Annotated in this window: 19 protein-coding genes; 8 read left to right on the forward strand and 11 right to left on the reverse strand. The window is 64.0% G+C overall.

Annotated features, from left to right (window positions below; genetic code table 11):
* Positions 1–118 precede the first annotated feature (118 nt).
* Both AAE027_RS23940 and AAE027_RS23945 read left to right on the forward strand, forming a co-directional pair.
* On the forward strand, positions 119–799 hold the full coding sequence (locus tag AAE027_RS23940; RefSeq protein ID WP_370988837.1) for a lectin: 681 nt from the start codon (positions 119–121) through the stop codon (positions 797–799).
* 231 nt (positions 800–1,030) lie between these two features.
* Entirely contained in the window at positions 1,031–1,738 is a 708-nt protein-coding gene (locus AAE027_RS23945; RefSeq protein WP_370988838.1) for a glutathione S-transferase, read from the forward strand.
* Positions 1,739–1,766: 28 nt separating this feature from the next.
* Here the strand turns inward: AAE027_RS23945 and AAE027_RS23950 are convergent, their stop codons facing one another.
* The 3 genes from AAE027_RS23950 to AAE027_RS23960 all read right to left on the reverse strand — a co-directional run bounded on the left by AAE027_RS23950 (position 1,767) and on the right by AAE027_RS23960 (position 3,550).
* Positions 1,767–2,441: a methyltransferase family protein gene (locus AAE027_RS23950; protein ID WP_370988839.1), complete on the reverse strand. Its 675-nt coding sequence runs from the start codon at positions 2,439–2,441 to the stop codon at positions 1,767–1,769.
* Positions 2,442–2,558: 117 nt separating this feature from the next.
* Positions 2,559–2,732, reverse strand: a complete 174-nt coding sequence (locus AAE027_RS23955) for a hypothetical protein (protein ID WP_164934497.1) — start codon at positions 2,730–2,732, stop codon at positions 2,559–2,561.
* Positions 2,733–3,076: 344 nt separating this feature from the next.
* Positions 3,077–3,550: a hypothetical protein gene (locus AAE027_RS23960; RefSeq protein WP_370988840.1), complete on the reverse strand. Its 474-nt coding sequence runs from the start codon at positions 3,548–3,550 to the stop codon at positions 3,077–3,079.
* Between the two features lie 214 nt (positions 3,551–3,764).
* Here AAE027_RS23960 and AAE027_RS23965 point away from each other — a divergent pair, with 214 nt between their 5' ends.
* A complete protein-coding gene (locus AAE027_RS23965) occupies positions 3,765–5,420 on the forward strand; it encodes a fumarate hydratase (protein ID WP_370988841.1) in 1,656 nt (551 codons plus the stop codon).
* A gap of 148 nt (positions 5,421–5,568) precedes the next feature.
* Here AAE027_RS23965 and AAE027_RS23970 read toward each other — a convergent pair whose 3' ends face one another.
* The 6 genes from AAE027_RS23970 to AAE027_RS23995 form a co-directional block, all read right to left on the reverse strand.
* Positions 5,569–6,489: an SH3 domain-containing protein gene (locus AAE027_RS23970; RefSeq protein ID WP_370988842.1), complete on the reverse strand. Its 921-nt coding sequence runs from the start codon at positions 6,487–6,489 to the stop codon at positions 5,569–5,571.
* 15 nt (positions 6,490–6,504) lie between these two features.
* Positions 6,505–6,801: a hypothetical protein gene (locus AAE027_RS23975; protein ID WP_370988843.1), complete on the reverse strand. Its 297-nt coding sequence runs from the start codon at positions 6,799–6,801 to the stop codon at positions 6,505–6,507.
* A 186-nt stretch (positions 6,802–6,987) separates the two neighbouring features.
* A complete protein-coding gene (locus tag AAE027_RS23980) occupies positions 6,988–7,542 on the reverse strand; it encodes an inner membrane-spanning protein YciB (RefSeq protein ID WP_091889145.1) in 555 nt (184 codons plus the stop codon).
* 12 nt (positions 7,543–7,554) lie between these two features.
* Complete coding sequence (locus tag AAE027_RS23985; RefSeq protein WP_370988844.1) at positions 7,555–8,130, reverse strand: hypothetical protein; 576 nt, start codon at positions 8,128–8,130, stop codon at positions 7,555–7,557.
* A 77-nt stretch (positions 8,131–8,207) separates the two neighbouring features.
* Positions 8,208–8,471: a hypothetical protein gene (locus AAE027_RS23990; RefSeq protein ID WP_370988845.1), complete on the reverse strand. Its 264-nt coding sequence runs from the start codon at positions 8,469–8,471 to the stop codon at positions 8,208–8,210.
* Between the two features lie 138 nt (positions 8,472–8,609).
* A complete protein-coding gene (locus AAE027_RS23995; RefSeq protein ID WP_370988846.1) occupies positions 8,610–10,004 on the reverse strand; it encodes a carotenoid oxygenase family protein in 1,395 nt (464 codons plus the stop codon).
* A 106-nt stretch (positions 10,005–10,110) separates the two neighbouring features.
* Here AAE027_RS23995 and AAE027_RS24000 point away from each other — a divergent pair, with 106 nt between their 5' ends.
* Genes AAE027_RS24000 through AAE027_RS24010 form a run of 3 tightly spaced genes read left to right on the forward strand, consistent with a single transcriptional unit; the run spans position 10,111 to position 11,651 of the window.
* Positions 10,111–10,839, forward strand: coding sequence for a TetR/AcrR family transcriptional regulator (locus AAE027_RS24000; protein WP_370988847.1), 729 nt, complete (start codon positions 10,111–10,113; stop codon positions 10,837–10,839).
* Positions 10,840–10,884: 45 nt separating this feature from the next.
* On the forward strand, positions 10,885–11,022 hold the full coding sequence (locus AAE027_RS24005) for a hypothetical protein (protein WP_370988848.1): 138 nt from the start codon (positions 10,885–10,887) through the stop codon (positions 11,020–11,022).
* Positions 11,023–11,075: 53 nt separating this feature from the next.
* Positions 11,076–11,651 carry an SET domain-containing protein gene (locus AAE027_RS24010; protein WP_370988849.1) on the forward strand — a complete coding sequence of 192 codons (576 nt, stop codon included), beginning with the start codon at positions 11,076–11,078 and terminating at the stop codon, positions 11,649–11,651.
* Positions 11,652–11,785: 134 nt separating this feature from the next.
* Here the strand turns inward: AAE027_RS24010 and AAE027_RS24015 are convergent, their stop codons facing one another.
* The gene (locus tag AAE027_RS24015) at positions 11,786–12,184 is read right to left on the reverse strand and encodes a hypothetical protein (protein WP_370988850.1); all 399 of its coding nucleotides are present in this window, start codon (positions 12,182–12,184) and stop codon (positions 11,786–11,788) included.
* A gap of 31 nt (positions 12,185–12,215) precedes the next feature.
* On the reverse strand, positions 12,216–12,446 hold the full coding sequence (locus AAE027_RS24020) for a hypothetical protein (RefSeq protein ID WP_206734357.1): 231 nt from the start codon (positions 12,444–12,446) through the stop codon (positions 12,216–12,218).
* Between the two features lie 101 nt (positions 12,447–12,547).
* Between AAE027_RS24020 and AAE027_RS24025 the strand changes: the two genes are divergently transcribed.
* Together AAE027_RS24025 and AAE027_RS24030 are read left to right on the forward strand one after the other, a co-directional pair.
* Entirely contained in the window at positions 12,548–13,369 is an 822-nt protein-coding gene (locus tag AAE027_RS24025; protein ID WP_370988851.1) for a helix-turn-helix domain-containing protein, read from the forward strand.
* A gap of 82 nt (positions 13,370–13,451) precedes the next feature.
* Entirely contained in the window at positions 13,452–14,117 is a 666-nt protein-coding gene (locus tag AAE027_RS24030) for a DsbA family oxidoreductase (protein WP_370988852.1), read from the forward strand.
* Positions 14,118–14,123 lie beyond the last annotated feature (6 nt).

Raw genomic sequence — 14,123 nt, forward strand, 5'->3', positions numbered from 1 at the left:
CCCGCACGGCGCCTTTTTCTTTTGGACGCCTCTTCTTTTGGGCGCCCCGCATCGGAATAAGCGGGCGTGCGTCGGGTTGAAATCAGGCGGCCAACGACAAGTACAACCGGAGGACAATATGATCCGCACCGAGAGATCCGTGACGATTTCAGGCCTCGCGCTCGCAATGGCCTTGCTCGCGGCGCCGTCGGCGCAGGCGCAATCGGCCGACATGACGTTCTTCGTGACGTCCAACGGCCCCGGCAAGGGTGCCGATCTCGGCGGCCTCGAGGGAGCCGACGCGCAATGCCAAAAGCTTGCACAAGCCGCAGGCGCCGGCACCAAGACCTGGCGCGCCTATCTCTCGACACAGGCAGCCGACGGCAAGCCGGCGGTCAACGCCCGGGACCGCATCGGCAAGGGACCGTGGCAGAACGCCAAGGGCGCGGTGATCGCCAAGGATGTTGCCGACCTGCACGGCGCGGCCAACAACCTCACCAAGCAGACCGCGCTCAGCGAGAAGGGCGAGGGGATCAATGGTGTTGGCGACCAGCCAAACCGGCATGACGTGCTCACGGGATCGCAACCAGACGGCACCGCTTTTGCCGGTCCGGACGATCGCACCTGCAAGAACTGGACATCGAGCACGCAGGGCGCCGCGATGGTCGGCCATCTCGATCGACGAGGTCTGCGCGACGACGAGCCCTCGAAATCTTGGAACAGCTCTCACCCCTCGCGCGGTCCCGACGGTGGCTGCTCGCAGGCCGATCTAAAGAGCACCGGCGGCGACGGCCTGCTGTATTGTTTCGCGGCGAATTGAGACGCGAGCTGTCTCTTCCGTCATTGCGAGGAGCGTAGCGACAAAATTGCGAAGCAATTTTGCGCTGAAGCGACGAAGCAATCCAGAATCCCTCCGCGGAGACAGTCTGGATTGCTTCGCTGCGCTCGCAATGACGGTGTATGTGATGCGGCTGTCCCGCACCACTCCGACGGAACTTTCGGCTACGTGTTACATTGGTCCCGTCGCCCGCAACGCTCACGGACTCCTCCCATGAAATACGAGCTCTATTACTGGCCCGAGATCCAGGGCCGCGGCGAATATGTGCGGCTGGCGCTGGAGGAAGCGGGCGCCGCCTACGTCGATGTCGCGCGCGGACCGCGCGGGACAGCTGCGATGATGAAGATGATGGACGCGCATGAGGGCACGCCGCCCTTTGCCCCGCCATTCCTGAAAGCGGGCAAGCTCGTCATCGGCCAGACCGCCAACATCCTGCTGTATCTCGGCGCCCGCCATGGCCTCGCGCCGAAGACCGAAGGCGGCAGGCTCTGGGTGCACCAGCTTCAGCTCACCATCACCGACCTCGTCGTCGAGATCCACGACACCCATCATCCGCTCGGGCCCTCGCTCTACTACGAAGATCAGAAGCCGCCGGCGAAGAAGCGCACCGCCGATTTCTGGAGCGAGCGCGTGCCGAAATATCTCGGCTATTTCGAGCAGCTTCTCACCGAGAGTGGCGGCGCCTATGTCACGGGCCGCAGACTGACCTATGTCGATCTCTCGCTGTTCCAGATCGTCGCGGGGCTGCGCTATGCGTTCCCCAAGCGCATGAAGGCGTTCGAGACAGATATCCCGGGCCTCCTCGGCCTGCACGACCGCATCGCCGCACGGCCCAACATCAAGGCCTATCTCGACAGCGACCGCCGCATTGCCTTCAACGAGCAGGGCATCTTCCGCCGCTATCGCGAGCTGGATGCTTAGCTGGTGCGGACGGCAGAGTGATCTGCCCTCACCAGAGACCTGGCACCAGGCGGTAGCGCACCCGCGCCGCATAGTCGGCATAGCCTGGCAGGCCCTCGCGCAAGGTGCGCTCCTCGATAGGGATGCGGACCGCGAACAAGGCGATGAATAGCGGTATCATCGCAAGTCCCCACCACGACCCAAGCAACAACGGTACGCCGGTGAAGAACAGAACCATGCCGCTGTACATGGGATGCCGGACATAGGCGTGGGGACCGGTCGAGATCACGTGCTGTGCGCGCTCGGCCTGGAGCTTCACCACGGGCGCGGCAAACGAGTTCTCGCGGAAGACCCACATCGTGAACAGTGTCGAGGCCAGGAACAGCACGAGGCCGAGGATTTGGAACGCAATCGGCATCTCGGAGGATTGAATGCGCCGGTCGAGGCCCATCGCGACCAGGCAGGCCAGCATCGCCACGACAAAGACCGTCATGAACATTTTGTCGGCGGCGGGCTGATCCCGTTGCAGGACCGGCCGCAGACGTTCGGCGAGTAGAGCCGGATCGATCCGGTAGAGCCACCAGCCGCAGAGCGGACCGAGCAGGGCGGAGGTGGCGAGGAGGACCCAGGCCGAAGGCCAGTGCAGCGTTCCGGCGGACGCGAACAGCAACACGCCCATGCCGACGACGAAGATCGTGTTCTGCAACAGGAGGCGTGCGATCATGCGCAGGGTCCCGGGATGACCGCGCACGATCTTGGTCCTGCTATCCGGCAAAGATGCGGCCGGATGCGCAAAAGGCCCGATCGACCGGATCGGGCGCTTCAGCTTTGGCAAGCCTGATCAGGCGAGCTGATCGATCCGCGTGCCCTGACCCGGCGGCAGCGGCGCGGGCGGCTGCGGCTTATAGGTCGGATCGTCGTCGTTGACCTTGGCCTGATCGTCCTGCTGCTTGGTCGTGTCATAGCTCGGAACCACGATCGCGATCGGTGGCGGCGCAACGGTGGAAACCTTCATCCGCAAATCCTCACACATGGAAACAACTGAGCCTGCCCCGCAAGGAGCGAAGTTTCCTTCAAGGCAATCGCTAAAATACGAGGGAATGGGTGAGGTGGGATTGGGCTGCCTTTAGCTTCCGCGCGTGCAAGTCTTAAGAGAATCGCGGCTCTCTCCACCGTCATTGCGAGGAGCTCGCGACAAAATTGCGTAGCAATTTTGCGCTGATGCGACGAAGCAATCCAGTCTGTCTCCGGGAAAGATCCTGGATTGCTTCGCTGCGCTCGCAATGACGGAGTACGTGGCCGGCTGCGTCGCGCAACATGAGCACTGTGTCCGCAGCAAGAGCGGGGGGAGCCCCGCGTCTATTCGTCCTTGCCGCGCGTGATCGCGATGGACGCATCCGTCTTGGTGCGGGTGCATTCCATGTTGAGCCGCCGATAACGCATGTTGATCTTGTCACCGCGCAGGAGGCCCATACGCTTCAGGCAACGTGTTGCGCCCGACGTGGTGTCGTCCTTCGTCACGGTGAAGACGATCGCCGCCATCGACCCCACCAGCGCATAGAACTCGGGCTTGGGCTTGCGATCGCCCTTGGCATAGAGCTCGATGGAATATTTGTCGCCACGGCAGCCGACGGACAGCTCCTTGGCCGCCGGGTGTGTCAAATAGACGATGTTGGCAGCCCGGAAATTCACCTTGAGCCGCTCGATCTGGTTCGCCAGCTCCTTGGCGCTATCGTCGCAGCGGTCGGCACGCGCGGGGGAGGTGAGGGCCACAAGGCCGGTGATGGCGGCGGCGACCAGGATCGCGCCGCGGACGTTCGAGTTCAATGTCATGATGAAAAGCCCCTTAGGGCGCGCATTCAAGCGTCGGCGGACGCGAAGCGCAAGGGTGGGAACGGGCCTTTCCACGTGCTGTGCCAATGCCTTCCCCAGCCCTAGCCACCCTCTCCCATGCGCACCGGTCCCTTTCTTTTCTGCCGGAAATAGGCTTAGAACGCTTCTACGCCGACGGCCCGCGCGAGGCCCCAAAACCCCGAGATCGACCCCCATGAACGCTCCCACCGCCTTTCCCGACCAGTCAAAACCCGTTCCGCCCTACAAGCACACTCCGCTGTTCCCGCTGGGCAAGGACGAGACGCCCTACAAGAAGATTTCGTCCGAGGGCGTCAGGGTCGAGAAGGTCCTGGGCAAGGACATGCTGGTGGTGTCGCGCGAGGCGCTGCGGGCGCTGTCGGAGGCGGCTTTCGGTGACATCAATCACTATCTGCGGCCTGGCCATCTGAAGCAGCTCCGCGCGATCCTCGAGGACGGCGAGGCGAGCCCGAACGACAAGTTCGTTGCGCTCGACTTTTTGAAGAACGCCAACATCGCCGCCGGCGGCGTGTTGCCGATGTGTCAGGACACCGGCACCGCGATCATCATGGGCAAGAAGGGCTGCAACGTCATCACCGATGGTGACGACGAGGCGGCGCTGTCGGAGGGCGCGCGCGATGCCTATCTGCGCCGCAATCTGCGTTACTCGCAGGTCGCGCCGCTCTCGATGTACGAGGAGAAGAACACCGCCAACAACATGCCGGCGCAGTGCGAGATCTACGCCGAGGGCGATGACGCCTACAAGTTCATGTTCATGGCGAAGGGCGGCGGCTCCGCCAACAAGAGCTTTCTGTTCCAGGCCACGCCCTCGGTGCTGACCAAGGACCGGCTGCTCGCGTTCCTGAAGGAAAAGATCCTCACCCTCGGCACCGCGGCGTGCCCGCCCTATCACCTCGCCATCGTGATCGGCGGCACCTCGGCCGAGCTGTGCATGAAGACAGTGAAGCTCGCCTCGGCGCGCTATCTCGATGCGCTGCCGACGCACGGCTCGCCCGACGGCAACGCCTTCCGCGACGTCGAGATGGAGAAGGAAATCCACAAGATGACGCAGTCGCTCGGTGTCGGCGCGCAGTTCGGCGGAAAGTATTTCTGCCACGACGTCCGCGTGATCCGCATGCCGCGCCATGGCGCCTCGCTGCCGATCGGGCTTGGCGTGTCCTGTTCGGCCGACCGCCAGGTGCTCGGCAAGATCACGAGGGACGGCATTTATCTCGAGGAGCTCGAGCACAACCCGGCGCAATATCTGCCGCAGGTGGAGCAGTCGCTCGGCGGTGAGGTCGTCAAGATCGACCTCAACCAGCCGATGAAGGACATTCTGGCCACCTTCTCGAAATACCCAATCAAGACCCGGGTTTCGATGACCGGCACCATGATCGTCGCGCGCGACTCCGCCCATGCCAAGCTGCGCGAGCGGTTGGAGAAGGGCGAGCCGCTGCCGGACTATTTCAAGAACCATCCGGTCTACTATGCCGGCCCGGCCAAGACGCCCGACGGCTACGCCTCCGGCGCGTTCGGTCCGACCACCGCGGGGCGCATGGATTCCTTCGTCGACCAGTTCCAGGCTGCCGGCGGCTCGATGGTGATGGTCGCCAAGGGCAACCGGGCGCCTGCCGTGCGCGAGGCCTGCAAGAAGTATGGCGGCTTCTATCTCGGCTCGATCGGCGGCGCTGCGGCGAACCTTGCTGAGCACTGCATCAAGAAGGTCGAGGTGCTCGAATATCCCGAGCTCGGCATGGAAGCGATCTGGCGCATCGAAGTCGTCGACTTTCCGGCGTTCATCATCATCGACGACAAGGGCAACGATTTCTTCAAGGAGTTGAATCTGGGCTAGCTGCTTCATCCGCACTTGCGTGCGGGTGATCGCACCTGTGCTTTACGAAAGATCGTCATGCCCGGGCTTGTCCCGGGCATCCACGTTCTTGGTACGGCGAACAAGACGTGGATGGCCGGACGAGCCCGGCCATGACGATGCGGAAGCTTCAACTACAATTCGTGACCTGGTTGGAGCAGAGCGAACGCCACCAGCCGCGCACACCGTCGTGGCTCTCGACGAGACCCCAATATCCGCTGCAGGCGAGCAGGCGCTTCGGGCCGCCGTCACCGTCAATCGGGCCGCCGAGCTCGCGCCGCGCCGGCATCCATTTGGCGTCGACAAAGGGAGCCTGGAACAGCCCGCCCGCGCGCGTGTAACCGTTGGCGAAATTCGTGCCGACCTTGTTGGCCGCGACCCAGCCGCGTCCGGCATAGGGCTTTGGCGCATTGCGCGGATATTTTTTCTCGTCCTCGTAATCCTTGCCCGGCGGCTTCGCGCCTTCGATCAGAAACCAACCATCCTTGAAACCGACGATGCGGAATTCGGTGAGCCAGCCGCCCTCGGGCGTGTTCTCGCTGCCGCCAAGCTTTAGTCGATACGGTGGCGGCAGGGTGCCGAGCACGCGCGCCTTCACTGATGGCTCGGCCCGCACGTTGAGACCGTTCGGATCCTTGTCGATGGACCAGGCGCCGAGATCGCAGGGCTCGGTGCCCTCGGGCAGGGTCGCGCGCTTGCCCGCCAGCTCGGCGTGGAGCTTTGCATAATCGCCGTCGTCATCGACCGCATCGGCCTCGACGCGCGGCTTCAATTCGGCCGATACCCCGCGCTTCTCGTCCGGCGTAAGCGCGACCACAAGGGTCTGGCGCGCAGCGAACACGCTAGCCGGCGACTTCGGGTCATTCGACGTCGCCGGATAGACGGCGAGGTAACCGGTCGAGGCTTCGGTGCGGTACGCCGTGCCGGCGACATAACCCGCCGGCACCAGGGCGAGCGCGCTTGCGCGCCACGCCGGTTCGGTGTCGTCCGCGCGCGCTGCTTGTGTCGCGACACACAGGATCGTCGCCGCGATGAGACGGAGCAGGCGCATGATTGCTGCGCGGCCTTATGCCCGCGCGCCCGTGAACGGGAAGCTGCCCATCGGGCCGATGCCCATCTCGCCGCTGATGCGGTCGCCGGAGACGGTGCCGGTAAATTCGAGCGTGAGCGGCATCGGGTTGGTGATCGAGACTTTCCAGGAGACGCTGTCGCCGCTGACGGTGCCGTCGAAAATCTCGGCGGTATTACCTTCCGCGCCTTGCGTGCCCGTGAGCGCGCCGCCCGCGGCCTTCAGGCTCAGCGTCGCCTGGCGCTCGCCCATCGGCGTCGTCATGGTCAGATTCCAGTTGCCGTCAACGGCCATTCCTGTCTCCCAAAATCCCGGCGGGTCGCGACGATCCGCGGCCAGTCCTGGGCGAGCCTATAACCCAACTCCCAGCTCCTGCCTAACGCTGCATTGGAGGCATAGAACATGATCCGGAAAAGTGTGTAGCGGTTTTCCGAAAAGATCATGCTCAAACAACAACCTAAAGCGCGGTCACATCGCGCTTTAGGCGCGGGCAGCAGCGCGCCGGCGGCTGGTGACGATGAGGCGCAGAACGACGTACTGCACGGCAAAGGCCAGGATCTTGGCACCGCCTGCGACCACTGTGAGGTATAACGCCCACAGCTTCAGATCGCCGGTCGATGCGACGGCGATCACGCCGACGCCGATCACGAACATCAGCACCGCCCAGGCATAGCCCGCAGCCGTCACATATTCCGGAACGGTCTCGACGACGATCGGCGGCATGTAGCGCAGCATCCAGCCGCGCTTGAGCATGATGAGTCCGATCGCGAAATGCGCGACCGCGGGCTTTGCCAGCATGAAGCGGGGATCATTGGTCAAGAGCGTGATCGCGCCCAGCACGACCACGAGCGCGAGGCTCGCATAGGTCATGTAGTTGAGCTCTCGTCCCTTGACGCGGGCATAGATCACCTGCGCGATTGCACCGGCAATCGCCACCGACGTCGCCAGGACGACGTTGTCGGTGATGAGGTAGATGACCAGGAAGACGATGGCGGAAAGGAAGTCGGAGGCGAGGCGGGCGAATACGCTCTTCATCGTCGATCCTGTTCAGCGAGCGTTGGGCAATGCGCGGGCGGGCGCACCGTACTTGATCTCGCGATACTCGGGATACCACTTTGTGAAGTACATCGCGCTGTTGCGGGCGGCGAAGGCGACCGCAAGGCTCGACCAGAGCGGCAGCCCGGGGACGTAGAGTAGCACGAGATTGGCGGCTGCCATCAACAGCGCGGCTGCGGTCCAGGCGCCGGTTATGACGTAATTGGCGCGGAGGAAGCCGGGCATCGCCGCGGTTTCGGCCGGGACCGATTCAAGCGCATATTGCAGCGTGAAGGGACGGCGGACCAGCATCGAGCCGAGCGAGATGATGAAGATGCCGAGATCGACCGACAGCTTGACGCCGAGCGTGCCGAGCGCGGGATCGAGCAGCGCGAGATAGAGGCCGATTGCGGCGAACACGATCGCCGAGCCCGTGGCCAGGATCTTCACCGAGCGGCCGCGCACGACATCGATTGCGACCGTGGCGAGGCAGATTGCAGCGGCCGCAAACACGCTGATCGTGGCGGAGGTCACCAGCATCAGCAACGCGAAGGCGCCGTAGGGCGCGAGGATCAGGAAAATCGCCATGAGCCGCCTCGGTCGGGTCAAATCTTTACAATGTCAAGATAAGTAAGCCGGGCGTGATCGCGGGTCAAGTGAAATCTTTACAATGTCAAAATGACGTAAGCGACCTCTAAAAGATGAAGTGCTGCAACGGCTTGGTCGGAGGCCTCATCGGCCAATTCCGCCCAGGGCAGGCGCGACAGGATCGGCACCGCGGAGGCGATCAAAAGGCCGATGGTGAGCAAGATGCCGCCGTTGAAGAAGGTAAGGCTGCTTCGCCGCAGCCGGATTGTCTGCAATGTGAATGCGGCGCAGACCAGGGCGAGGACGGCGAGGCAGTCCGCGGTGATCGAGGGCATGTGCAAGTGGAATCTCTTGGGTGACACATCCGCGCTGTCATTCCGGGGCGACGCGAACCGTCGGAATCCATTGAGCGGCAGAACACGCGGCGAAATGGATTCCGGGCTCGCGCTAACGCGCGCCCCGGAATGACGAGGTGAGAGCTACGCCCCCACCCAATTGCCGTGAAAGCCGTCGGGCACGCGGTGGGCGAGCTGTACCAGCGCGACGGGACCGGCCTCGACATCGGTGGCGTTGAACACGGCGAGGTCGCTGCGGTTCTCCCGCGCGCGCCAGACCACCGCGAGCAGCCAACCGTCGCCCTCGGCGGCATCCTTCGACCTCTCGACGAACACCGGCTCGGAGATGGTGTCGCCGGCCGGCAGCAGATAATGGCCGAGCCGTTTGCCGTTGCCGTCGACATGGACGATGCCTGAGAGCGCGCCGAACATCGGCAGCCTCGGATTGGCGCAGGCGTACCAGCCGTGGCGGCTCCTCAGCCCGGCGCGGCGATCGTCGATGCGGGGAAATTCGCCGGTGAGATCGTCGAGATAAGTCTGCTGGAAGCGGTCGGTTTTGCCCGAGAGATCGAACGTCCAACGGCAGGGACGGGCGCGCGACTTCTCCGGATCCGTCGGTCGGCCGTCGGGATGCGGAAACAGCGGCGCCTCCTCGAACTGCATGACGTCGGCGATGATGCGGTGATCGTCTTCCCACGCATTCATGACGTGGAAGACGTAGCAGGCCTCAGCTCGAAACCAGACGATGTCCTTTGCCGTGCCGTTGCGCTTCATCACGCCGACATAGGCGCCTTTGTCCGGCTCCCAGGCATAGGGCGGCCGTCCACTCATCGCGCGCTCCATGCTGCCGGTGATGGGAAGGATCGGAAACAGCACATGGTTCGCGGTGACGATGAAGTCATGCACCATGCTGGCATAGGGCGCCTCGAAACGCTCGAAGCGCGTCACCTTTCCGGACGCATCGATCGATCCGTAGGAGAGGGCAGGCGTCAACGGTCCGGCGGCATTGTAGCCGAAGAACACCAGTTCGCCTGTGATGGGATCGATCTTCGGATGCGCGGTGAAACTGCCGGCGACGCGGCCCTGGTAGTTGTGATAGCCGCGCGTTGCCAGCGTGCCAGGCTCGATCTCGGTCGGCAGATGCGCTTCTTCCAGCGCCAGCAGCTTGCCGGCATGGAAGATGATGTTGGTGTTGGCGACGCCGCCATCGGTGAGATCAGCCGGGGCATCGGGCAGCTTGCGGCCGAAGCCGCCGAACAAGGCGCGGCCGGCGTCGTGCTCGGCCAGCCATTTCGGGGTGCGGACCCAGCGATTGCGGTAGCTGGCGCGTCCGTTCTCGAGGTGGAAGGCGTGCAGCATGCCGTCGCCCACGAACCAATGCGCGCCGGGCGAAGAGAACTGCGGATTGGGGCCGTTGCGATAGAGCGTGCCGTTCAGCTCGCGCGGCAGTTCGCCGATGATGTTGAGGAATGGCGCATCGGCCTCGAACGGGATCGGCGCGATGTTGTTGCGGCGCTCGGTGACGGCGTCCTGCTGCACGGCGTATCCCTCCTGATCTTTACATCGTAAAGATCGAATAGAACCAATGGCGGCGTCCGTCAAGTGAAATCTTTACACTGTCAATATTGCGTCATATAGCTTGCAAATGGCCAAGACCGACACCAAGAGCGAAACTGCGCGAAGCTCGCGTGCCCCCAGAAAAATGACGTCGACGGCTGCATCCCGTCCGGCGCGCCGCGCGGCGAGCGCGAAGACCGAGACACCCTATCACCACGGCGCCTTGCGCGAGGCGTTGCTCCAGGCTGCCGAACGGGTGCTGGAGCGCGACGGGCTTGCCGGCCTGACATTGCGGGCGGTGGCGCGCGAGGCGGGCGTCTCGCATGCTGCGCCGACGCATCATTTCGGCGATCTCACCGGGCTGCTCAGCGAGCTTGCGGCCGTGGGCTTCCGCCAGTTCAACGCCGCGATGGCCTCGTCCTGCGATGCTGCCACCACGCCGCTCGAGCGCGCGCTGGCGCGGCCGAAGGCCTATGTCGCCTATGCGCAGGCCCATCCCGGCATGTACGGCATCATGTTCCGCACCGAACGGCTCGATTATTCGAGGCCCTCGCTGCACGAGGCCGCCGAGGCCTCCTTCGCCGGGCTTGCCAATGCGATCGGCATGATGCGGCAGGAGCAGATCAGCGAAGACGCGCTGACGTTGAACCAGGGCGCGGCGATCGCCCGCGCCTGGTCGATGGTGCACGGCTTCACCACGCTGCTGCTCGACGGGCGGCTCAAGGATATTTTGGAGCGGCTGCCCGAGGGCACGACGGCCGAACGGCTGCTCGAGGCGATGCTGACGGCGCCCGTGACCACCAAACTTCCGGTGTAGCGGGCTGTTGAGCCGGAGAAGAGCCTAAATCGCGATGAGATTAGGATGAATCGTCATCGCGATGAGGATGGGATCATGATGGCGGCTCGACGCAGCTGGAACTTCGTAGCATCAGACGCCTTGATTGTGGGCAAGGCTCAAAAGCGCCATCAGGCACCTGACAGCGGCGCGGAATCGTTCTAGAAGAGCGGCTTCGCTTGGGTCATCCAGCCTCGTTCGTCCTTTTTCTCTTGATCATGCCAGCCATCTCTTCGAACAAACCTTATCGCGTCGGCCGCTCCAAGACCGGGCTCGGCCTTTTCGCCACCAAGCCGATCAAGAAGGGAACCCGGATCATCCGCTATTTCGGGCCGATCCTGGACTCGCGGATTCCGGCGCACGACGAGATCGAGAACAAATATCTGTTCGAGCTCAATGGCCGCTGGACCATCGACGGATCGGTGCGCAAGAACTTCGCCCGCTACATCAATCATTCCTGCCGGCCCAACGCCGAGTCCGATGTTCGCCCGCGCGAGCGCAAGGTCTTCATCCGCGCCATCAAGAACATCGAGCCGGGCGACGAGATCAACTACGACTACGGCACCGACTATTTCAAAGCCTATCTGAAGCCGATCGGCTGCAAGTGCGATTCCTGCGAGAGAAAGCGCAAGAAGCTGCGCGCCGAGGCGCGGGCCGAACGCGCCAAGGTGAAGGCGCGAGCCGAGCGCAAGGCCACGAAGGCGGGCGCCAAGAGTCCGAAAAGCAAGGCCGCCAAAAAGAAGAAGCTCAACGGCCACGCCATCGGCAAAGCGAACGGCCGCGCGCGGGCCTGAGCTTGAGCCCTTAACTCAGCTGTCATGCCCCGGCTTAGGGCATCCAGTACGCCGCGGCGTCTCCGTATCCATTTACTGTCTCTGGAATACTGGGGCGCCCGGTCAAGCCGGGGCATGACAGCATGTATGCGGCCTCACGCCGCCACCGCACTCGCGCTCCTCCGCAGCCCCACATATTGTAGCTCGGCGAACACGCCGGTCGCAATCGCCTGGGCCACGACCATCAGCTCGCCCGCGAGATTCGGCGACACCGCGCCCGAAAGCAGCAGCGCGATGCTGCCGGCTGTCCAGGCCGCGTTGCCGACCACGACCAGCAGCACCAGCGCCTTGGACACGGATGCACGCGCGGCGAGCCAGCCGACCAGCGCGGTGTAGGCGATCAGGAACAGGCCGGTCTCACGCACCAGCGCTTCCGGCAGATTGAACAACGGGGCGAACGCGCCTGCACCGAAGGTGAAACCGAGCGCGGCGACGCCGCTGAAGACGGCATCGGCGAGCAGTGCACGGCGCAGAAAGGTGGATGCTTCGATCATCGTGGTTCTCCTTGGTTGAGGTCGGGGGAAATCACCGCAATCCGCGCCACCAGGCGCGGAGCAGGCGGGCGAGGCGGAACGGGCAGAGGCTTCTGCCGACGCCGTGCTCGAAGGCGATGACCTGCGCGACGACGTAGTCGCCGGTCGAATGCACCAGCGGCTCCGGCATATTGAGGCTGCGCGCCAGCATCCGGGTTGCGAAGGCCATGGCCCAGGGCAAGACGTGGTCCGCGATGGTTCGGTAAAGCAGCAGCGCGATCATGGTCATCTCCTGTTGCAACCGAAGATGCGCGCGTCCGCGCCCCAATTCGATTACCTCGCGGGTAATGGAAGGGCCGAAATCCGCATGCTAGGTTTTCGATCATGAACGCACATGCATCCACGGCACGCGCCGAACGCAGCCAGCCGGTCCATATCGGCGACCATTTGCGCGAATGGCGGCAGCGCCGTCGCATGAGCCAGCTCGATCTCGCCGGCGAGGCCGAGGTCTCGGCGCGGCACTTGAGCTTCGTCGAGACCGGCCGCGCTGCGCCCTCGCGCGACATGGTGCTCAGGCTCGCCGAACGTCTCGACGTGCCCTTACGTGAACGCAACGTGCTGCTGGTCGCGGCCGGCTATGCGCCGGCCTTCCCGCAGCGCACCCTGGAGGATCCTGCCTTGAAATCAGCCCGCCAGGCGATCGACCTCGTCCTCAGAGCGCATGAGCCCAATCCGGCCCTGGCGGTGGACCGGCATTGGAACCTGGTCTCGGCCAATCGCATGGTGGCGCCGGTGCTCGACGGCATCCCGCAGCACCTGCTCGGCCAGCCCTTCAACGTGCTGCGGCTCGCGTTCCATCCGGAGGCGCTGGCGCCGCGCACGGTCAATCTCGCGGAATGGTGCGGGCATCTGCTCGAGCGGCTGCACCGGCAATGCGAGGCGACGGCCGACCCTGAGTTGATCAAGCTCTATAACGACCTGAAGGGCTATCCTATCCCTGCGCGCGCGGCCCCGCTGTCGAGCGATAATGTCGCCATTCCCTTCAAGCTGCGTCATGACGGAGAGATACTAAGTTTCTTCTCTACCACCATGGTGTTCGGCACGCCCGTGGACATTACGTTGTCGGAGCTGGCGCTGGAGACGTTCTTTCCGGCCGATGAGCGTACCGCGGAGCGGCTGAAGCAGATGGCGGCAGCCATGACCTAGCGCTCTCATCTGGCGCCCTTGCCTCGGGACAGGTTCGGCTTATCTTGGGTCAAACCCGCATCGCCCGAAGGAGGCGCCGCCCATGAGCACGCTGAAACCGCTCCAGATCGATGTCGTCTCCGACGTGGTGTGCCCCTGGTGCTATATCGGCAAGCACCGGATCGAGAGCGCGTTGGCGCTCGTGCCCGATGTTCCGGTCAAGCTCAATTTTCGCCCGTTCTTCCTCAATCCCTGGGTGCCGCGCGAGGGCATCAGCCGTGAGGATTATCTCACCAAGAAGTTCGGCTCGGTCGAAGCCTACAAAGGCATTGCCGGGCGCGTCGTCGCAGCTGCGAGCGAGGAGGGCCTCGTCTACCGGCCCGAGATGGTGGCGCGTCAGCCCAACACGACCGACTGCCATCGCCTGATCCTCTGGGCCGAGGCGATCGGCAAGGCGCCCGAGATGAAGCAGCGCCTGATGGAGCTCTATTTCCGCGACGGCGGCGATCTCACCGACGTGAACGTGCTGGTGCAGGCAGCCGCTGACATCGGCCTCGATGCCGACGATGTGCGCAAGCGCCTTGCCACCGACGAGGACGTCGCACGCGTGTCGGCGGACGCGCAGGAGGCCGCCGAGAAAGGCATCTCCGGCGTGCCGACCTATGTGTTCGCACAGAAATACGCCGTCTCCGGCGCGCAGGATCCCAACTTGCTCGCCCGCGCGATCCGCCAGGTCTCGGCGGAGATCAACGCGCAGGCGGCGGAGTAGTCTTTC

The sequence above is a fragment of the Bradyrhizobium sp. DN3 genome (assembly GCF_041357655.1).
In the GTDB taxonomy this organism is placed as follows: domain Bacteria; phylum Pseudomonadota; class Alphaproteobacteria; order Rhizobiales; family Xanthobacteraceae; genus Bradyrhizobium.